This window comes from Micromonospora sp. NPDC047670 (assembly GCF_043204915.1).
Lineage (GTDB): Bacteria > Actinomycetota > Actinomycetes > Mycobacteriales > Micromonosporaceae > Micromonospora.
In genome coordinates, this window is sequence record NZ_JBIDDA010000002.1 from 551,948 (window position 1) to 571,585 (window position 19,638).

Sequence of the window (19,638 nt, forward strand, 5' to 3'; positions counted from 1 at the left end):
CCCGGGGCCGGCTCACTGCAGGTAGCGCTCGACCTCCGGCTTGGGGCGCACCCCCTGCGCGTCCGGGTCGCCGTGGGTCTGCCGGGCCGCCCTGCGCCGGCGCAGCAGGTCCCAGCACTGGTCGAGGGACTCCTCCAGCTCGCGCAGCCGGTCGCGGGCGTCGTCGTCGGTGCCCGACTCGCTGGCCTGCGCGTCGGCGCGCAGCCGGTGTTCCTCGTCGACCAGCTCGGAGATCCGGTTCAGGATGGTCTTGTCGTCCATGACCTGAGCCTGACACAGGCCGTGCGGGCGCGCCCGGAATCCACCGCCGGCCGCCCCCCGCCGCGCCGGCCGCTGGGGTAGGTTGCCCAGCCATGGTCCCCTCCGTCCGGGCCGCCGGGCCGCGCGATGCGGTGCCGGCCGCCGAACTGCTCCGCGCCGCCGAGCCCCACCTGGTCGTCACGCCCGAGCTGCTCGCCTGGCAGGCGACCGGCAAGCCGGCGGAGCGCTTCGGGATGCTGGTCGCCGAGGCGGACGACGGCATCGCCGGCGTGGCCCGCACGGGGCTGCTGCACGAGAGCGCCGAGCCGGGGCTCGGCTTCGTCAACCTGGTCGTGCGCCCCGAGCGGCGGGAGCGGGGCGTCGGGTCGGCGTTGCTCGCCGCCGCCGAGGAGCGGCTCGCGGGGCTCGGCGTGCGCCGGGCGTACGCGCGGGTGGCCGACGAGCCGGCGGCCGTCTCCTTCGCCGAGCGGCGCGGCTACCGGCCCGGCCGGCGCAACCGGATCCTCCGCCTGGACCTGGCGGCGGAGTTGCCGGCGCCGCCCGCGCCGCCGCCCGGGGTGCGGCTGACCACGGCCGCCGACCTGCCCGACCCGCGCCCGCTGTACGAGGCGGACCTGGACGCCGCCGCCGACGAGCCGGGCGACGTCGGGATGGACGAGATCAGCTACGCCGACTGGCGGGCCGCGTACTGGGACCGGCCGGACCTGGACCGGCGGCTCACCACGGTGGCCGTGGCGGGCGGGGCGGTTGTCGCCTTCAGCGTCGCGCTGACCGACGGCGGGAGCCGTTACCTGTCGGGGATGACCGGCACCCGGAGCGGGTGGCGGGGCCGGGGCCTGGCCCGGCTGGTCAAGCACGCCTCGCTGCGGTCGGCCCGGTCGGCCGGCCACCGGTGGGCGTTCACGGTCAACGACGCCGGCAACGACGCCATGCGCGCGGTCAACGAGTGGTTCGGCTACCGGGAGGTGGCCGCCGAGCGGCGCTACCTCTCGGAGCTGCCCCGTCGACCACCATCCATTGTGTGACAGTGGGACATTTCGCAGCACAAACACTGGAGCTGCCCCCTCATTGGTGAGATGCTCTCGGCACCCGGACGGTGGAAGTTCCATGTGGACCGTCCGACGGGTCACCGTCGACACGACGAGGAGACGTGGTACGCGATGTCAAGCCTGCGTGACGGCCGCGGCGCCCCCCTCCCCGCGAATCCGCGCACCATCCCGCTGCGGCGGGCGCTGCCCGCCCTGATCCGGGACCCCCTCGGCGCGCTGGTCGGCTTCGCCGAGGACTCCGGCGGGGACGTCGTCCGGCTCAACCTCGGATCGTTCCGCCCGTACCTGGTCAGCCACCCCGAACACCTGCAGTACGTGCTGCGGGACCGCGCGGACAACTACATCCGGGACGGTCGGGGGCTGCTGTGGCGTCCGGTCCGCCGCGTCGTCGGGGAGGCCATCCTGGTCGCCGAGGGCGAGGTGTGGGAGTCCAGCCGCGGCGCCCTGCAACCGTTGTTCACGGCGAAGCGGGCCGAAACGCTGGTGGACCGGATGGCCGAGGCGATCAGCGAGGCGGTCGACGAGTGGGACGAGCCCGCCCGGCAGGGGCGGCCGATCGACACGGCCGCCGAGCTGACCCGGATCGTCCTGCGCGCCACCATGCGGGTGCTCTTCGCCGACCGGATCTCCGTGCCCGACGCGGAGCGGATCAGCGCCGCGCTGGACACCGTCACCACCGCCATGCTTCCCCGCCTGCTGGTGCCCTTCGTGCCCTACTCGGTGCCCATGCCCGGCGACCGCGCGTTCCGGTCCGCCGTGCGGACCATCGACGACGTGGTGCTGCCGATCATCCGTGCGGCGCGGGCCCGGCCGGGCGACGGCGACGACATCATCTCCACCCTCTGCCGGCCCCGACCGGACGGCCGGCAGCCAGACGAGTACCAGATCCGCGGCGATGTCGTGGCCATGTTCTCCACCGCCACCGAGACCACCATCGCGCTGCTGTCCTGGCTCTGGCCGGTGCTGGAGACCCAACCGGAGGTCGCGGCCCGGCTCTACGCCGAGGTGGACCGGGTGGTCGGCGGCGGCCGGGTGCGGCGGGAGCACCTCGGCGAGCTGCGGTACGGGCGCATGGTGCTGGACGAGATGCTGCGGCTCTATCCCGCCGGTTGGATGGTCCCCCGCACGGCGGTCGCCGCCGACGTGCTGGGCGGGGTGCGGGTCAAGGCGGGCGCGACGGTGCTGGTCAGCCCGTACGTGACCCAGCGGATGCCGATGTTCTGGGACGACCCGGAGCGGTTCGATCCCGAACGCTTCTCGCCGGAGAAGCCCCGACGCCGCTACCGCTACTCCTACTTTCCCTTCGGGGGTGGCCCCCACCAGTGTCTCGGGCAGTACCTGTTCCTCCTGGAGGCGCAGCTCATCGTGAGCACGCTGCTGAGCCGCTTCCGGTTCCGCCCCACCGAGCCGGCCGACCTGACCCCCCGCATGGGCGCCTCGCTCTCGCCCCGGCAACGGCTGCGGGTGACCCTGTCGCCGGTGCAGCGACCGGTCGCGCCGTGAGCACGACCGACGCGCCGCCGCGGGACGGCCACGCCGACGTGGCCGAGCAGGGCAGGATCTGCGCCCTGGCCACCCGGGGCGTGCGCGACCTGCAAGAGGTCACCGCCGCGCATCCCGGCCTCTTCTCCGCCGCCACGTTCGATTCCGCGCTGCTCGGTTCCGTCGCCAACGCCATCGCCTTCACCGCTCCCTGGCACAGCGCCGCCGAGCTGCGCATCACCACCCGTACGCTGCTCTGGGTCTTCGCGGCCGACTGGCAGGTCGACTACCTCGCGACATCCGCCGACGACGTGCGGGCGGTGGTGGCGCAGTGCCTGGCGGTCGCCGACGGCGCCGACCCGCCGGCGGGTCGGCACCTGGCCCGGCTGCTGGCCGACATCCGCGACGATCTGGCGACCGTGCCGGCGTTCGACCGGTTCCGCCCGGTGTGGCGCGACGAGCTGGCGCGGATGTTCGCCGCGGTGGCCCGGGAGTGGGACTGGAAGAACGCGTCGCGCGCGCCGGGCGGGTCCCTGCCCACCCTCGACCGCTACCTCGACAACGCCGACAACCTGGCCTGTTCCTTCGTCAACGCCACGCACTGGATCGCCACCGGCGACGGGGAGTGTCTACGGCACCTGGACGAGCTGCTGACGGTGGGCCGCGAGGTGCAGCGGGTGCTGCGCCTGGTCAACGACCTGGCCACGCACGAGCGGGACGTCGAGTGGGGAGACCTCAACGCGCTCATGCTGGTGCCGGACCCGGCCCTCGTGCGCGACCGGTTGACCCAGCTCACGCGGCGCTGCCAGGGGCTGCTGGACCTGCTGGCCGAGCGTGATCCGCGGCAGGCCGACTACATGCGCCGGCAGATCTCCTTCACCGCCGGCTTCTACCAGGTCTCGGACTTCTGGGGGGCGCGATGAGTGAGGGCGGGTCCCGGGCGGCCACGGCGCCGGCACAGCGCGCCGGCCAGGGTTCCGACGGCTGCGCCGACCTGGCCCGGGAACTCCTCGCCACCATGGCGCTGCGACCGTGGGGGGAGGTGGCTCCCTCCGTCTACGAGACCGGCCGGTTGGTGGTCGTCGCGCCCCGGCTCGCCGGGCACGCGGAGCGGGTCGCGTTCCTCGTCCGGACCCAGCGCGCCGACGGCGCGTGGGGGCCCCCGGAGGGCTACGCGCTGGTGCCGACGTTGAGCGCCACGGACGCGCTGCTGGCGGCGTTGGCGGACGGGAGCGTGCCGGCGCCCGCCCGCCCGGCCCTGGCCGACGCGGCCGGGCGCGGACTGCGGGCCCTGTCCGTCCTGCTGGCGGCGAACTCCGCGGTGCCGGACACGCCTGCCGCCGACCTCATCGTGCCGGCCCTGGTGGACTCGATCAACGCGCGGACGTCCGGGCCGGAGGCCGCGCTGTCGGCCCCGCACCCGTTGAGCCTGCCCACCGGGACGGACCGTCGCCGGTTGACCGCCGTCCGGGCGGCGCACGCCGCGGGCGCCGAGCTGCCTCCGAAACTGGCGCACTTCGGCGAGCTGCTGCACGGCCCGGCGCAGCGGCCGCCGCGGTCCCACGCGGCCGAGCCGACCGCGGTCGGGGCCTCGCCGGCGGCGACCGCCGCGTGGCTCGCCGCCGCCGGTCCGGACGCCGACGGGCGGGGGGCCCGCGCGTTCCTGGAGCGGGTGATCGGCGAGGGCGACGGGTTGGTGCCGTGCCCCATGCCGATCACCGTCTTCGAACGCGCCTGGGCCCTCGGCGGACTGTCCCGCGCCGGCATCGCGGTGCAGCCACCGAAGTCCGTCCTCGCCAGCCTCACCGACGCCGTCGGTCCCGCCGGTGTCGCCACCGGAGCGGGCCTGCCGGCCGACGCGGACACCACGGCCGTGACCCTGTACGCGCTCGGGCGCCTGGGGCGTCCGGTCGAGCCGACGAGCCTGTGGGCGTACGAGACGGCGGACGGCTTCTGTACCTGGCCGGGGGAGGACGGCTTCTCGGTCACCACCAACGCGCACGTGCTCGACGCCCTCGCACAGCACGCCGTGCGCGAGCCGGGCGCCGGCGCCCGCTACCGGAGGGCCGTCGACCGGCTGGCCCGGGTGCTCCGGGAGCGGCAGGAGGCCGACGGCAGCTGGCACGACCGGTGGCACGCCTCGCCGTACTACGCCACCGCCTGCTGCGCGCTCGCGCTGGCCGAGTCCACGTCGGACGCCGACCGGGCGGGGACCCTCGGTCGGGCGGTGCGCTGGGTGCTGGCCAACCAGCGCGACGACGGGTCGTGGGGCCGGTGGGAGGGCACCGCGGAGGAGACCGCGTACGCCCTGCAGATCCTGCTGGCCGTGCCGTCGGACGAGCCGGCGGTGGCCGTCGCCGTCCTACGGGGACACACCTACCTCCGGACCCACGTCGGCCGGCGCGAGCACCCGCCACTGTGGTACGGCAAGGAGCTCTACTGCCCGACCACGATCGTCCGGGCGGCGGTGCTCGCGGCCGTCCACATCGCACACCGCCGACTCGACAACCGGCGCACCGGTGGGCATGTCGTGACGGGACGGCCGAAATCAGCAACTTGAGGCAACATGCGGGCACTGCTAGCGTACGCACTGCCTTTGTCCCGCACGTCCGCCCTGCGGGACATCCGCATCTCTACGATCTGCCGTTGATGACCTGAGTCAACGCCGGCCTGGGACGGTTCAATGCGTTCTCGCGGTACGAGTATCCGCACGAAGGTTGTCGCTCTCCTGCTCTCCCTGGTCGCGCTCTGGATGTTCGCCGCCTGGGTGACCCTGCGGGACGGCTTCAACCTGCTCGGCGTCCAGATGCTCAACACGAAGGTCTACGTCCCCAGCGAACCGCTGCTACAGGAACTCCAGGTCGAACGTCGCCTGACCCAGGCGTACCTCAGCGATCCGGGTCCGGCGCAGCGGGCGGCGCTCGAGGCCGAGCACCGCACGACGGCGGAGCTGACGAGCGCCTTCACCACCTCCGTGCGGCACTGGCAGGTCGACGTCGCGGGCAACGACACGCTGGGCAGGCACCTCGACCAGTCGGTGGCGCAGTTGGAGGCGTTGGCCCAGGTCCGCACCGCGGTACTCGCCCGCGGCGTCGACCGGGTGTCCGCGGCGGACGCCTACACCCGGGCCATCGGGTCGATCTTCCAGGTCTACGAGGTCACCGGCAGCCTGGACGACAAGGAGCTGGCGGCGGAGGCGGCGGCGCTCATCGAGCTCAACCGGGTGCGGGAGCTGATCTCGCAGCAGGACGCGCTGCTCAGCGGTCTCTTCGGCAGCGGCCGCATGACCGGGCCGGAGTACGCCCGGTACACCGCGCTCGTCGGCGCCGAGCGCTTCCTCGGCGACGAGACCAGGTTGAAGCTCTCCGCCGCCGACCAGCGGCGCTACCAGCAGCTCGTCGAGAGCGACGCGTTCAAGCGCCTGCGTTCGGTGCAGGACAGCATCATCCGCGACGGCCGGCCGGTGACGCAGCTGCCGTTGAGCCGGGACGAGTGGCGCGGCACGGTCGACCCGGCGCTGACCGGAGTGAACGACGCGGTGGTGGCGGGCGGCGAGGACCTCGTGGACCGCGCGACCACCGTGGCCGCGATGGTGGTCCTGCGCCTCGTCCTGGCCACCGGCCTGGGCCTGCTGGCGGTCGTCGCCTCGATCATCATCTCCGTCACGACGGCCCGCGCGCTGTTGCGGCAGCTGGAGCGGCTGCGCGAGGCGGCGTTCCGGCTCGCCAACGAGCGGCTGCCCGGGGTGGTCGAGCGGCTCGGCCACGGCGAGGAGGTCGACGTCGCCAAGGAGGCGCCCCCGCTGGAGTTCGGCGACGACGAGATCGGCCAGGTGGGCAAGGCGTTCAACGCCGTGCAGGAGACCGCGATCCGCACCGCCGTCGAGCAGGCCGAGCTGCGCCGCAACGTCCGCGAGGTCTTCCTCAGCCTGGCCCGGCGCACCCAGGCCCTGGTGCACCGCCAGCTCACCCTGCTCGACGCCATGGAGCGCCGCGAGCACGACGCCGAGGAGCTGGAGGACCTGTTCCGGGTCGACCACCTGGCCACCCGGATGCGGCGCAACGCGGAGAACCTGATCGTGCTCTCCGGCTCCACCCCCGGCCGGGCGTGGCGGCGCAACGTGCCGATGGTCGACGTGGTCCGGGGCGCGGTCGCCGAGGTCGAGGACTACACGCGGGTCAACGTCCTGCCCCTCGGCCCGGTCTCGCTGACCGGGCGCGCGGTGGGTGACGTCATCCACCTGCTGGCCGAGCTGATCGAGAACGGTCTGTCGTTCTCGCCGCCGCACACCACCGTCGAGGTGCGCGGGCAGATGGTGGCCAACGGCTTCGCCATCGAGATCGAGGACCGTGGCCTGGGCATGAGCGAGGAGGACCTGGCCGCCGCGAACCACCGGATCGTGGACCAGTCCGAGCTGAACCTGGCCAACGCCTCCCGCCTGGGGCTCTACGTGGTCAGCCGGCTGACCGAGCGGCACGGCGTGCGGGTGCAGCTTCGGGAGTCGGCGTACGGCGGCACGACCGCCGTCGTGCTGATCCCGGCCGACCTGGTCACCGCCGACGACGCGGACCCGAGCACCTCCGGCGGGTTCCCGGCCGGTGCGCCGAGCACCCCCGCGCCGGTGGCGACGGCGTCCGGCCCCGCCGAGCGGCCCGTCCCGGCGCCGGTGGCGCTGGCCGAACCCCAGGCCACGCCCCGACCACAGTCGGCGCCGGACGCCACCGGGGAGGCCGGCGACGCCCTGCCGACCCGGACGCGTGGCCGCAGCCTGCCGACCACCGCCCCGGCCGAGGAGGGGTTGCCCACCCGGACCCGGGGGGCGTCGGCCCAGCCGGCCCTGGACGGCCCGACCTTCCCGACCGGCCTGCCGGTGGCCGCCGGCCGGCCCGCGGCCGGCGCGGCGACTCCGGCGGAGGCGGGCACCGGGCCGGCGGCGGCACAGGCCGCCCCGGCGGAGGCGGGCGCCGGGGCCACGGCGGGCAGCGGCCCCGCCCGAACCGCCCGGCCGGAGCAGGTTCGTACCGACTCCGGGCTGCCGGTCCGCGTCCGGCAGGCCAGCATCGTGCCGGAGCTGCGCGACGAGCCCGCGGCCGACGACCACGACGACACGGTACGCCCGCCGGAGCAGGTGCGCCGGATGATGAGCTCCTACCAGACGGGCACCCGGCGCGGCCGTACCGACGCCGCCCGGCTGCTCGGCGGAGCCGGCGGAGGGCGGCCCGAGAGCGGCGGGGAAGCCGAGGCCGGCGAGGGACCCGACGTCGGCGATCAGCAAGCGACCTGACCGGCGCCGCCCGCACTGCGGGGTGACCCCCGCGGCGTGGCGGTCACCCAGAGGATCACGGCGACAAACTGCCGGGGGAGAAGAGGACGACGAGTGGGGCAGAAGACGGCTTCGAGTGCCGACCTGACGTGGCTGCTGGACGATCTGGTCGGTCGGGTGAAGCAGGCCGAGCACGCGGTCGCGCTCTCGACGGACGGCCTGTTGATGGCCGCGTCGCAGGGGCTGAGCCGGGACGACGGAGAGCACCTGGCGGCGATGGCGGCCGGGATCCAGAGCCTGGCCCGGGGCGCGGGCAAGCGCTTCGGCGGCGGGCAGGTGCAGCAGACCATCATCGAGATGCAGTCGTCGTTCCTGTTCGTCACGGCGGCCGGGCGCAACGCCTGCCTGGCCGTGCTCGCCAGCGAGGACGCCGACGTCGGCCTGATCGCCTACGAGATGGCGATGCTGGTCACCCGCGTCGGCAAGTACGTCGCGTCGCCGTCGCGGACCGAGCAGCCGGCCGGCGAGAAGTAGCCGCGATGACGGTGCAGGGGGAGTCCGCCGAGCACCAGTGGGTCGACGACCACGCCGGCCCGGTGGTGCGCCCCTACGCGGTGACCCGTGGCCGGGCCCGGCCGGTCACCGGCACGTTCGACCTGATCTCCCTGGTGACGGCGACCCGCGCGGACGTGACCCCGGAGATCGGGCTGGGGCCGGAGCACCTGGCGATCGTCGGGCTCTGCCAGCGGATCCAGTCCGTCGCCGAGATCGCCGCCCACCTGGACCTCCCGGTGGGCACCATCCGGGTCCTGCTCGGCGATCTGGTGGCCCGCGGCCTGGTGCAGGTGCGCGAGCCGCGCACCACGGCCGGCCTTCCCGACAACAGCGTTTTCGAGGCGGTAATCAATGGACTACGGGCACTCTGAGCGGCCGCCGGGAGCGACGCCACTGCCCACCGCGATCAAGATCCTTGTCGCGGGCGGTTTCGGCGTGGGCAAGACCACCATGGTCGGCGCGGTCAGCGAGACGCGCCCGTTGCGCACCGAGGAGGTGTTGACCGAGTCCGGCGTCGGCATCGACGACCTCTCCGGGGTGGAGAGCAAGACGACCACCACGGTGGCGATGGACTTCGGCCGCATCACCATCAGCGACGACCTGGTGCTCTACCTTTTCGGCACCCCGGGGCAGGACCGCTTCTGGTTCGTCTGGGACGAGCTGGCGCTCGGCGCGATCGGCGCGGTGGTGCTCGCCGACACCCGGCGGCTGGCGGACTGCTTCCCCTCCATCGACTACTTCGAGGGGCGCGGCACGCCGTTCGTGGTGGCGGTGAACTGCTTCGAGGGCGCCCGGCAGTACCGCCTCGACGAGGTGCAGGCGGCGCTGAACCTCGATCCCGGGGTGCCGGTGCTGCTCTGCGACGCCCGGCAGCGGGAGTCGAGCAAGGAGGTGCTCATCACGCTGTTGGAGCACGCCATGAAGACCCGCGACGCCCGTCGTCGCGCGGCCGCGGCGGCGGCCGAGTAGACGGGACGCCGCCACCGCGGCCGTCCCGTGCGTCGCCGTTCCGCCTGACGCCCACGAGATCCTGGTACGCCCCTGCGCGGGCCTTTCGTACCAGGATCTCGTGGCGTCAACCGGTCCGAGCGTGCCGGCCGGCGGGTGGAACCGACCGGACACCGGGGCAGGGCGGTGCGTCCCTTCGTCGCCGGCGTGCGCCCTGCGCGCGGTGTAATTGATTGACTTCGATCAATTGACCCGCCTAGCATGGGGCTCGGAAAGCGCTTTCCGCCGTCCATCACCTGGCTGATCGCCGGAGCCGGTCCGCAACCCCGACGCGAACCCGTCCCCCTCGCGTCCGGTCCCGTGCGACCGCGCCCCGGCACCTCCGAACGGCGCCGGCCCGTCGCGCGCCGGCTCCGGCGATCCGCCGTACGAGAAAGGCGGAACCCCCATGCTCGCGACCCGCAACCCCGACGGGCCGCCCCGGCCCGGGCGTCGCCGTCGGCTGCTCGCCGCCGCCGGCCTGGCCGCCGCGCTCCTGGCGACGGCGTCCCCGGCCGGCGCCGCGCTCCCGTCCGTCGCGCCGGCTCCACCCGCCCCGGGGACGGTGGCCGGCGCCGCTCCGCTCGCGGCGGCGGACGGCTTCGCCAGCGTCGCCGCCCTCGGCCAGAACGGCACCACCGGCGGCGCCGGCGGGCCGGTCGTCACGGTCACCACCACCGCCCAGTTCCTCGACCACATCGCCCGCCCCGGGCCGTACGTCATCCAGGTCGCCGGCACCATCACGCTGCCCACCGGCAGCAACGACGGGATGTGGAACGTCGCCTCCGACAAGACGATCGTCGGGCTCGGCGACGACGCGACGCTCTCCGGCGGAGGGCTCAACATCGGTGTGCCGGTCGACGACGACGTGACCTCGCCCCCGGCGAACGCGGTACACAACATCATCATCCGGAACCTGCACCTCACCGGCGCGACCGACGACCTGATCAACGTGCAGATGTTCTCGCACCACATCTGGATCGACCACAACGAGTTCTCCAACGGCGACGACGGCGCGGTCGACATCAAGCGCGGCTCGGACTTCGTCACGGTCTCCTGGAACCACTTCCACGACCACGACAAGACGCTGCTGCTCGGCCACGACGAGGACGCCGGCCCGCAGGACATCGGCCGGCTGCGGGTCACCTACCACCACAACTTCTTCGACCGCTCCGACCAGCGCAACCCGCGGGTGCGCTTCTCCGCGCTCGCGCACGTCTACAACAACCACTACAACGACAACAGCTACGGGGTGGCCTCCACGTACGACGCCGCCGTGCTGATGGAGAACAACTACTTCTACAGCGTCAACAACCCGGGCCGGGTCGACTTCAGCGGCGACCTCGGCCGCATCGTCGAGCGGGGCAACATCCTGGTCGCCTGCAACCACCCGATCGAGACCCGGGGCACGGTGCCGGACCCGCGCGGGTACTACCCGTACACCCTCGACCCGGCCGCGAGCGTGCCGACCATCGTCCCGGCGGGTGCCGGGCCCGGCACGGCCACGGCCACCATCGCCACGATGCCGGCGCCGGCCGCCGCGGCGGTCCCGGACGGCTTCGCCGCCGTCGCCGCCCTCGGCCAGAACGGCACCACCGGCGGCGCGGGCGGGCCGACCGTGACCGCGACCGACGCGGCGGACTTCCTGGCGTACATCGACACGGTGGGCCCGCTGGTCATCCAGGTCACCGGGCGGATCGCGATCACCAGCAAGCAGGGGGTGCGACCGAACAAGACCATCATCGGGGTCGGCGACGCCGAGATCACCGGCGGCGGGCTGGACTTCTACCGGTCGTACAACGTGATCGTCCGCAACATCACCTTCACGAACGCGGAGGACGACGCGGTCAACATCGGCCAGAACTCGCACCACATCTGGATCGACCACAACCGCTTCGCCGGTGCCGTGGACGGATCGGTGGACATCGTCCGGGGTGCCGACTACGTGACGGTGTCCTGGAACCACTTCGACCACTCGGACAAGTCCATGCTGATCGGCCACTCCGACGGTTCGGCCTCCACGGACGTCGGCCGCCTGAAGGTCAGCATCCACCACAACTTCTTCGACAACAGCCGCCAGCGGCACCCCCGGGTCCGCTTCGGCGAGCCGGTGCACGTCTACAACAACTACTTCCTCGGCAACGCGCTCTACGGCGTCGCGTCGACGGAGAACGCCGGCGTGCTGGTGGAGGGGAACTACTTCCGGGACGTGCCGCACCCGTTGTACTCGGCGAGCGGCTACGCCGACAGCGGGCCCGGCCGGGCCGTGCAGCGCCACAACGTGTATGTCAACTCCGGCGTGCCGGAGACGAACGGCACCGTGGTCGAGCCGCGCACGTACTACCCGTACACCCTGGACCCGGCGGCGGACGTGCCCGCCCTGGTGACGGCGGGCGCCGGCACCGGCCGCATCTGAGCGGACACGCGAGGGCCCCCTGCCGTCGTGGCAGGGGGCCCTCGTCCGTGTCGTCAGCTGGCGATCATGCGGCGCAGGACGTACTGCAGGATGCCGCCGTGGCGGTAGTAGTCCGCCTCGCCCGGGGTGTCGATCCGGACCACGGCGTCGAACTCGACGCCGGTGTCGGTGCTGACCTTCACCGTGCGCGGGGTCTCGCCGTCGTTCAGCGCGGTCACCCCGGTGATGCTGAACGTCTCCGTGCCGCTCAGGCCCAGCGACTCGGCGGTCTCGCCGGCCGGGAACTGCAGCGGGAGCACGCCCATGCCGATCAGGTTCGAGCGGTGGATCCGCTCGTACGACTCGGCGATGACCGCCCGGACGCCGAGCAGCATGGTGCCCTTGGCCGCCCAGTCCCGCGACGAGCCGGAGCCGTACTCCTTGCCGGCCAGGACGACCAGCGGGACGCCCGCCTCCTGGTAGGCCACCGAGGCGTCGTAGATCGAGGTCTGCTCGCCGGTCAGGTGGTTGACCGTGAACCCGCCCTCGACGCCCGGCACCAGCTGGTTGCGCAGCCGGATGTTGGCGAAGGTCCCCCGGATCATCACCTCGTGGTTGCCCCGGCGGGAGCCGTACGAGTTGAACTCGTGGCGCGGCACGCCGTGCTCGGCGAGGTACTTGCCGGCGGGGGAGTCGGCCTTGATGGAGCCGGCCGGGGAGATGTGGTCGGTGGTCACCGAGTCGCCCAGCTTGGCCAGCACCCGGGCGCCGGTGATGTCGGCGACCGCCTTCGGCTCCCGCTCCATGCCCTCGAAGTACGGGGGCTTGCGGACGTAGGTGGACTCGCCCTCCCAGGCGAACGTGTCGCCGGTCGGGGTGGGCAGCGACTGCCAACGCTCGTCGCCGGCGAAGACGTCCGCGTACGCCGAGCTGAAGCCGGTCGCGCCGATCGTCGAGGCGATGACGTCCTGGATCTCGGCGCTGTTCGGCCAGATGTCGCGCAGGAAGACCGGGTTGCCCTCGCTGTCCTCGCCGAGCGGCTCGTTGGCCAGGTCGATGTCCATCGTGCCGGCCAGCGCGTACGCCACCACCAGCGGCGGGGACGCCAGGTAGTTCATCTTGACGTCCGGGTTGATCCGGCCCTCGAAGTTCCGGTTGCCGGAGAGCACCGACACGACGGCCAGGTCGGCCTCGTTCACCGCGGCGGAGACCTCCTCCGGCAGCGGGCCGGAGTTGCCGATGCAGGTGGTGCAGCCGTAGCCGACCAGGTTGAAGCCGAGCTTGTCCAGGTACGGCGTGAGGCCGGCCCGCTCGTAGTAGTCCATGACGACCTTGGAGCCCGGGGCCAGGGTGGTCTTCACCCACGGCTTGCGGGTCAGGCCCTTGTCCACCGCGTTGCGGGCCAGCAGCGCCGCGCCGATCATGACCTGCGGGTTGGAGGTGTTGGTGCAGGAGGTGATCGCGGCGATCACCACGGCGCCGTGGTCCAGCTCGTACTCGACGCCGTCGGCGCCGGTGACGCGGATCGGGTTGCTGGCCCGGCCGCCGGAGCCCACCGCCGCGGTCTCCAGGTCGCGCGGGGCGTCGGCTGGGTCGCTGACCCCGTTGGCCGGCGGGTCGCTGGCGGGGAAGGACTCGGCGCTGGCCTCGTCGGCGTGGCCCTCGGCCCCGAACGGCTTCTCCAGCTGCGGCACGCCCGGCTTGCGGGAGCGGTCGCCACCGGTCTCGTCGGCGGCCACGTAGTCGGTCAGCGCCGAGCGGAACAGCGTCTTGGCGTTGCCCAGCGGGACCCGGTCCTGCGGCCGCTTCGGGCCGGCCAGGGACGGCTCGATCGTGCTCAGGTCGAGCTCCAGGCGCTCCGAGTACTCCGGCTCGGCGTCCGGGTCGTGCCAGAGGCCCTGCTCCTTGGCGTACGCCTCGACGAGCGCGACCTGCTGCGGGTCGCGGCCGGTCAGCTCCAGGTAGCGGACGGTCTCGGCGTCGATCGGGAAGATCGCCACGGTGGAGCCGTACTCCGGCGACATGTTGCCGATGGTCGCCCGGTTGGCCAGCGGCACGGCGCTCACGCCGGGACCGTAGAACTCGACGAACTTGCCGACCACGCCGTGCTTGCGCAGCATCTCGGTGATGGTGAGCACCAGGTCGGTGGCGGTGGTGCCGGCCGGCATCTCGCCGGAGAGCTTGAAGCCCACCACGCGCGGGATCAGCATGCTGACCGGCTGGCCGAGCATGGCGGCCTCGGCCTCGATGCCGCCGACGCCCCAGCCGAGCACGCCCAGGCCGTTGACCATCGTCGTGTGCGAGTCGGTGCCGACCACGGTGTCCGGGTACGCCTGGCCGTTGCGCTCCATGATCGTGCGGGCCAGGTACTCGATGTTGACCTGGTGCACGATGCCGGTGCCCGGCGGGACGACCTTGAACTCGTTGAACGCGGTCTGGCCCCAGCGCAGGAACTGGTAGCGCTCCTTGTTGCGCTCGTACTCCAGCTCGACGTTGCGCTGGAAGGCGTCCTCGCGGCCGAACAGGTCGGCGATGACGGAGTGGTCGATGACCAGCTCGGCCGGGGCGAGCGGGTTGACCTTGCTGGCGTCGCCGCCGAGGTCGCGCACGGCCTCGCGCATGGTGGCCAGGTCGACCACGCAGGGCACGCCGGTGAAGTCCTGCATGAGCACCCGCGCCGGGGTGAACTGGATCTCCACGCTCGGGTCGGCGGTGGGGTCCCAGCCGCCGAGCTGCCGGATGTGGTCGGCGGTGATGTTCGCGCCGTCCTCGGTCCGGAGCAGGTTCTCCAGGAGGATCTTCAGGCTGTAGGGGAGCCGCTCGTGGCCCTCCACCTTGCTGATCTTGAAAATCTCGTAGCTCGCGTCTCCGACGCGTAGCTGGGTCTTCGCACCGAAGGTGTCGAGGCTCGCCACGTCGTACTCCTTCACACCAGCGACCGTGAGTAGTCCTGAGCAGTCTGTCGCACCGGCCGGGGTGCCGCCGTGGTTAGGGGACACTTACCGCCGATTCTCGTCGTCAACAAAACCGTACGTCCGTCTTGCTAACTACGCAACCTCGTGCCATCGTTCGGGACGAGGAGGTACCCCATGATCCATCACGTCCTGCTCGCCAGCCCACGCGGCTCCGAGGACACGTCCCGCGCCTTCTACGCCGGGGTGCTCGGCATGACCGAGAAGCCCAAGCCGGCGGCGCTGGCCGCCCGTGGCGGCTGCTGGTTTACCGGGCACGGGATCGAGCTGCACCTGGGCGTCGAGGACGACTTCCGTCCCGCCCGCAAGGCCCACCCCGGCCTGCTCCGGCCCGACCTCGACGCGCTCGCCGACCGGCTGGCCGCCGCCGGCTACCCGGTCGCCTGGGGCGACGGCGAGTTGCCCGGGATGCGCCGCTTCCACACGTACGACGCGCACGGCAACCGCCTGGAGTTCCTCGCGCCGCTCGACTGACCCGCCGGGCGGTCCCGTGCGCCCCGGCGCCGGGTACGACGCAAGGGCCGGCCCCCGGGTGGGGGCCGGCCCTTGTCGTTGGTGGTGTTCGGCTGGTTGGGGTCAGGCGGTGTAGCCGCGGGTGGCGATCCAGTCGGCGAGGTTGTCGATGCTCATCCGGTAGGAGGCCTGGGCGGGGTCGGCGGAGTCGGCGATGGTGACGGTGTGTCCGTTGTCGCGGTAGCCGACGACGCTGATGTAGTGCCCGCCTTCGAAGGAGTGTGTGCCGCCGTCGGTGTCGGTGGCGGTGCCGGCGATGTTCGCCACGACGGCGTGGCCTTCGTCGATGGCCTTGGTGATGTCGGTGCGCAGGGTGTCGGTCTGCTTGTCGTCGGCCTTGGCCTGGCGGATCTCCACCGACTGGTAGGCGTCCTTGCCGGTCTGCTTGTTCAGTACGGGGGTGATGTCGTTGATGGAGTTGGTGCCGGCTTCGGTGGTGCCCATCTGCTTGGCCATGGTGTCGACGTCGATGTTCTTGCCCTGCACGCTCAGGGCGTTGCGGGCGGCGGCGGGGCCGCAGTAGTAGAAGTTGGGCTGGGCTTCGTAGCGCACGCCCAGTTCCCGCTCGCCGCTCTTGCGGTCCTGGCCGACGGTGGTGGGCTTGCCCTCGGTGGGGGCGGCGTGGGCGGCGGTGACGGGGCCGGCGATGGCGCCGCCGGTGAAGGCGAGGCCGGCAGCGGTCAGGGCAGTCTTACGCAGGAGATCGGTACGCATGATGGGGTGCACCTTTCGATCGGGGGTACGCGACACACCAAGGGGGGTGGGTGCGTCACGGGAAAGGAAAGGTCGAACCAGAGGGGATCAGGCGCCCTCGACCCGGAGGGGGTGGGGCGCGGGTCCCGGGGGATGTAACGACGCGGGTCCGGTCGGCATTCCGGCCGTCGCCCGGCCCGTCGGAACGGCGCGGGGGGTCACGCGGTCACGATGGGTACAACGACCCGGGCCCCCGGTGCATGCCCGCCCGGCCGGTGGCGCCCGCCACCACAACCCACCACAAACCCGACACACGACGCCAGGCGCCCCACCGCACCCGCGCCGAACCGGATACACACCCCAGGTGGGTGCGCCGGGCCAGCGGCTGCGGGGTTCGCAAACGGGTCGAAAGGGACCACCCGCACCGGCCCGCGAACCAGCCGGGGCGAGCACCCGCCGTCCGGCCCCCGGCGGCCGGACGGCTGCGACCATGACGGCATGGAGATCTGGAACAACCCGTCCTGCTCGAAGTGCGCCGCCGCCCGGTCCGCGCTGGACGAGGCCGGGGTGGGCTACGGCGTCCGCCCGTACCTCACCCGGCCGCCGAGCGCGGCGGAACTGGCCGAGGTGCTGCGCCGGCTCGACGCGCGCCCCTGGGACGTCTGCCGCACCCAGGAGCCCGCCGCCGTCGCCCTCGGCATGGCGGACTGGCCGCGCGACGAGGCGGCCGAGCCGCGCTGGATCGAGGCGATGGTCGCCGCACCGGAGCTGATCCAGCGGCCCCTGCTGCTGCTCGACGACGGCAGCGCGCTCGTGGGCCGTACCCCCGAGGCGTTGGCGGAGGCGGTGCGCCGCAGCGGCGCGACGCCCGGCGGCGACGCGGAGCCGGGCCCCGCCTCGCCGCGGTAGCGCGTTTCCGCCCGTGGACCGCACCCTCGCCGAGGTGGGGGCGGACTCCCCGACCGGATGGAACGAGGACACGCCGCCGGCCGGCGCGTCCTGCGAACTCCCGGCCGCCCCGCCGGTCCGCGCCGGGATCACCGTCGACGCGGCGGTCGACTCCGCCACCGTGCGGGGCAACCGCGTCTGGGACCGCGACGGGCGGACCCAGACCCACGGGCTCTGGATCACCCCGGCCGGCAGTTGCGTGTCCTGCCGGATCGAGGACAACGACTTCGCCGGCAACGCGGACGGGCCGGTGCGGCTCGACACCCCGCGGACGCTGGGACGGCAATCACCACGACGAGGACTGACGCCGGTCAGCGCGCGTCGTCGGCGGGCGCCGCCGCCTCCGCGTGCCGGTCGCGCAGCCGGGCCCGGATCTCCTCCGGGGTGTACGCCCGGCGTCGCCGTTCGGCCCGCGCGATCACCACCCCGGACGCCGCGACGCCGGCGAGACCCGCGAGCCCGAGCACCTTCCACCACCGCATCCGTTGCCGCATCGGCCTAGGGTAGACCCCCATGAGCATCAGTCTGGACGAGGCAGTGGAGCTGACCCGCACCGGCGACGTGTGGGTGTTCCGGGGCCGCAGCGTGCCGGACCGGGCCATCCAGTTGACCACCAACAGCCCGGTCAACCACGTCGGCATGGCCGTGGTGCTGGACGACATGCCGCCCCTGATGTGGCACGCCGAGTTGGGCAGGTCGCTGCCCGACATGTGGTCCGGCACCCACCAGCGCGGCGTGCAGCTGCACGACCTGCGCGACGCGGTCTGCGTCTGGGCCAACCGGTACGGCCAGCGGGCGTGGCTGCGCCAGCTCGACCCGCCGGCCGACGCGGAAGTGGAGAACGCGGTGCTGCGCACCGTCGCCCGCCTCGACGGCACGCCGTTCCCGTCCACCGCCCAGCTCGCCTGGCGCTGGCTGCGCGGCCGGGTGCCGGCGCTGCGGGTGCCGGCGCTGCCCCGGGCGGGCCGGGACCGCTCCGGCGCGTCGGGGCGTGACCGCGCCCTGGAGACGGCGTACTGCGCGGAGGTCGTGGCGGTGACCTACGAGGCGATGGGGCTGCTGCCCGCCGGACGGCGTCCCAACTGGTACGACCCCGGGCGGTTCTGGAGCGGCGACGACCTCGGGCTGGCCGGCGACGCCCGGCTGGGCGCCGAGATCGAGGTACGCGTCCCGGCGCGGTGAGGTTTGGCGCGACGGCCGGCCGGCAAATGCTGTCCCCGTGAGAGCTTCCACCGATCTCGACACGCTGGCCGACTTCTTCGACCGGTACGGCCTGGCGCTGACCACCGGCGACCTGCCCGCCATCGCCGGCTGTTACGCCCTGCCGGGGCTGGTGGTCGCCGACACCTACAGCTTCTCCTTCACCTCCCCGGCGGCGGTGGCACTGTCCTTCGTGGGCGCGGCCCCCGACTACCAGGAGCGCGAGCTGGTGGCCGCGCACGCGGCCATCGAGGACGTGCAGCCGATGTCGGCGCTGCTGACGATGGTGGCCGTCGAGTGGGAGTTCCTGGACAGCCAGGGCCGGGCGGTGCGCGGCGAGCGCTACCGCTACCTGCTGCGCGCCACCGACGACGGCCCGGTCATCTGCACGGTGCTGCGGTCCGCCTGACCCGCGGGTAGCGCTCGGCGTCCCACCCCGTCGTCGCCGACCGCTACGCTGCCCGGGACGACCGCTGGAGGAGGGACATGTCCGGGACGGACCGAACTCCGAGCAAGTCCTACGGCACGGCCGCCATCGCGTCCTCGCCCTGGATCGTGGTGTCGGTCGGCGTCGCGGTGATGGTGGTGCTGCTGGTCATCGCGCTCGGCGCCTACCGGGGGCGCAGCCCCGCGTTCGACGCGCAGCCCCGCCCGCCCGAGCCGACCCTCGCCCTGCCCGACCCGCGGGCCTCGCCGAGCACTCCGGCGACGACTGCGTCGCCGTCGCGGCGGGCGTCGCCCACGCCGCCCGGCCGCGCCACCGGCCGGCCCACCCCGGACCGTTCCACGGGAAGTCGCACGCCGTCCCCGACGGCCAGCCGGACCGACGACGCGGTGCTGGTGGTGCCGCCGTCCCCCGCGTCGCCGGTGAGCGGGCGGTACCGGGTGGTGGAGCAGTTCCACGACGGGTTCGTCGGTGAGGTGCTGGTCAGCAACGCGTCGACCACCGCTCGGGAGTGGACGGCGCGCCTGGCCTTCCCGGGCGGGCGGCTGGGCAGCGCGTGGATCGAGGGGGCGCCGCAGGGGACGGCGAGGCGGACCGACGACGGCTTCACCTACCACAGCGGCGAGGACCTGGCCGGGGGCGCGTCGGTCGCGCTGCGGTTCTATGTCGAGCACGCGGAGGGGCGCCCGACGAGCTGCACCGTCGACGGTGGCGCCTGCCGCGGGCTGTAGGTCACCCGAAGGACCCACCTCGGCCCGGCGCGGGTTGCGCCGGGCCGCGCCTTTTGCAAGCCGACTGCTTTGTTGCGACGCTGTTTGCAAGGTATTGCAGAATGTTTCGGCAAGGGCTAGCGTGCGGGCCAATCAGCGACCAGA

The 19,638-nt window shown here is 73.3% G+C and carries 18 protein-coding genes; 14 read left to right on the top strand and 4 right to left on the bottom strand.

What is annotated here, in order from left to right:
* Positions 1–12: 12 nt before the first annotated feature.
* Positions 13–261 (bottom strand): DUF2630 family protein, encoded by a 249-nt coding sequence (locus ACGF7U_RS07160; RefSeq protein WP_393103841.1) that lies wholly within the window; start codon positions 259–261, stop codon positions 13–15.
* A 92-nt stretch (positions 262–353) separates the two neighbouring features.
* Between ACGF7U_RS07160 and ACGF7U_RS07165 the strand changes: the two genes are divergently transcribed.
* The 9 genes from ACGF7U_RS07165 (at position 354) to ACGF7U_RS07205 (ending at position 12,013) form a co-directional block, all read left to right on the top strand.
* Positions 354–1,286, top strand: coding sequence for a GNAT family N-acetyltransferase (locus ACGF7U_RS07165; RefSeq protein WP_393103842.1), 933 nt, complete (start codon positions 354–356; stop codon positions 1,284–1,286).
* A gap of 189 nt (positions 1,287–1,475) precedes the next feature.
* Positions 1,476–2,813, top strand: coding sequence for a cytochrome P450 (locus tag ACGF7U_RS07170; protein WP_393104160.1), 1,338 nt, complete (start codon positions 1,476–1,478; stop codon positions 2,811–2,813).
* A complete protein-coding gene (locus ACGF7U_RS07175; protein ID WP_393103844.1) occupies positions 2,810–3,715 on the top strand; it encodes a terpene synthase family protein in 906 nt (301 codons plus the stop codon). The genes ACGF7U_RS07170 and ACGF7U_RS07175 overlap by 4 nt, the downstream gene beginning before the upstream one ends.
* Positions 3,712–5,352: a prenyltransferase/squalene oxidase repeat-containing protein gene (locus ACGF7U_RS07180; protein ID WP_393103846.1), complete on the top strand. Its 1,641-nt coding sequence runs from the start codon at positions 3,712–3,714 to the stop codon at positions 5,350–5,352. Before ACGF7U_RS07175 ends, ACGF7U_RS07180 begins: the two co-directional genes overlap by 4 nt.
* A gap of 123 nt (positions 5,353–5,475) precedes the next feature.
* Positions 5,476–8,076 (top strand): nitrate- and nitrite sensing domain-containing protein, encoded by a 2,601-nt coding sequence (locus tag ACGF7U_RS07185; protein ID WP_393103847.1) that lies wholly within the window; start codon positions 5,476–5,478, stop codon positions 8,074–8,076.
* Positions 8,077–8,169: 93 nt separating this feature from the next.
* On the top strand, positions 8,170–8,589 hold the full coding sequence (locus tag ACGF7U_RS07190; protein WP_393103848.1) for a roadblock/LC7 domain-containing protein: 420 nt from the start codon (positions 8,170–8,172) through the stop codon (positions 8,587–8,589).
* A gap of 5 nt (positions 8,590–8,594) precedes the next feature.
* Positions 8,595–8,981 (top strand): DUF742 domain-containing protein, encoded by a 387-nt coding sequence (locus ACGF7U_RS07195; RefSeq protein ID WP_393103850.1) that lies wholly within the window; start codon positions 8,595–8,597, stop codon positions 8,979–8,981.
* Positions 8,962–9,579 carry an ATP/GTP-binding protein gene (locus ACGF7U_RS07200; RefSeq protein ID WP_393103852.1) on the top strand — a complete coding sequence of 206 codons (618 nt, stop codon included), beginning with the start codon at positions 8,962–8,964 and terminating at the stop codon, positions 9,577–9,579. Before ACGF7U_RS07195 ends, ACGF7U_RS07200 begins: the two co-directional genes overlap by 20 nt.
* Before the next feature lie 427 nt (positions 9,580–10,006).
* On the top strand, positions 10,007–12,013 hold the full coding sequence (locus ACGF7U_RS07205) for a polysaccharide lyase family 1 protein (protein ID WP_393103854.1): 2,007 nt from the start codon (positions 10,007–10,009) through the stop codon (positions 12,011–12,013).
* 53 nt (positions 12,014–12,066) lie between these two features.
* Here ACGF7U_RS07205 and ACGF7U_RS07210 read toward each other — a convergent pair whose 3' ends face one another.
* A complete protein-coding gene (locus ACGF7U_RS07210; protein WP_393103856.1) occupies positions 12,067–14,922 on the bottom strand; it encodes an aconitate hydratase in 2,856 nt (951 codons plus the stop codon).
* Positions 14,923–15,081: 159 nt separating this feature from the next.
* Here ACGF7U_RS07210 and ACGF7U_RS07215 point away from each other — a divergent pair, with 159 nt between their 5' ends.
* Positions 15,082–15,438: a VOC family protein gene (locus tag ACGF7U_RS07215; RefSeq protein ID WP_393103858.1), complete on the top strand. Its 357-nt coding sequence runs from the start codon at positions 15,082–15,084 to the stop codon at positions 15,436–15,438.
* A 102-nt stretch (positions 15,439–15,540) separates the two neighbouring features.
* On the opposite strand, the gene ACGF7U_RS07220 is transcribed toward ACGF7U_RS07215, so the two are convergent.
* On the bottom strand, positions 15,541–16,191 hold the full coding sequence (locus ACGF7U_RS07220; RefSeq protein WP_393103860.1) for a C39 family peptidase: 651 nt from the start codon (positions 16,189–16,191) through the stop codon (positions 15,541–15,543).
* Positions 16,192–16,668: 477 nt separating this feature from the next.
* Between ACGF7U_RS07220 and ACGF7U_RS07225 the strand changes: the two genes are divergently transcribed.
* Positions 16,669–17,079, top strand: a complete 411-nt coding sequence (locus ACGF7U_RS07225) for an ArsC/Spx/MgsR family protein (protein WP_393103862.1) — start codon at positions 16,669–16,671, stop codon at positions 17,077–17,079.
* A gap of 350 nt (positions 17,080–17,429) precedes the next feature.
* On the opposite strand, the gene ACGF7U_RS07230 is transcribed toward ACGF7U_RS07225, so the two are convergent.
* Positions 17,430–17,612 carry a hypothetical protein gene (locus ACGF7U_RS07230; protein WP_357465055.1) on the bottom strand — a complete coding sequence of 61 codons (183 nt, stop codon included), beginning with the start codon at positions 17,610–17,612 and terminating at the stop codon, positions 17,430–17,432.
* Between the two features lie 19 nt (positions 17,613–17,631).
* On the opposite strand from ACGF7U_RS07230, the gene ACGF7U_RS07235 reads away from it, so the two are divergent.
* The 3 genes from ACGF7U_RS07235 (at position 17,632) to ACGF7U_RS07245 (ending at position 19,494) form a co-directional block, all read left to right on the top strand.
* Positions 17,632–18,300, top strand: coding sequence for a hypothetical protein (locus ACGF7U_RS07235; protein ID WP_393103864.1), 669 nt, complete (start codon positions 17,632–17,634; stop codon positions 18,298–18,300).
* 37 nt (positions 18,301–18,337) lie between these two features.
* Complete coding sequence (locus tag ACGF7U_RS07240) at positions 18,338–18,727, top strand: hypothetical protein (protein WP_393103866.1); 390 nt, start codon at positions 18,338–18,340, stop codon at positions 18,725–18,727.
* A 77-nt stretch (positions 18,728–18,804) separates the two neighbouring features.
* Complete coding sequence (locus tag ACGF7U_RS07245; RefSeq protein ID WP_393103868.1) at positions 18,805–19,494, top strand: cellulose binding domain-containing protein; 690 nt, start codon at positions 18,805–18,807, stop codon at positions 19,492–19,494.
* Positions 19,495–19,638 lie beyond the last annotated feature (144 nt).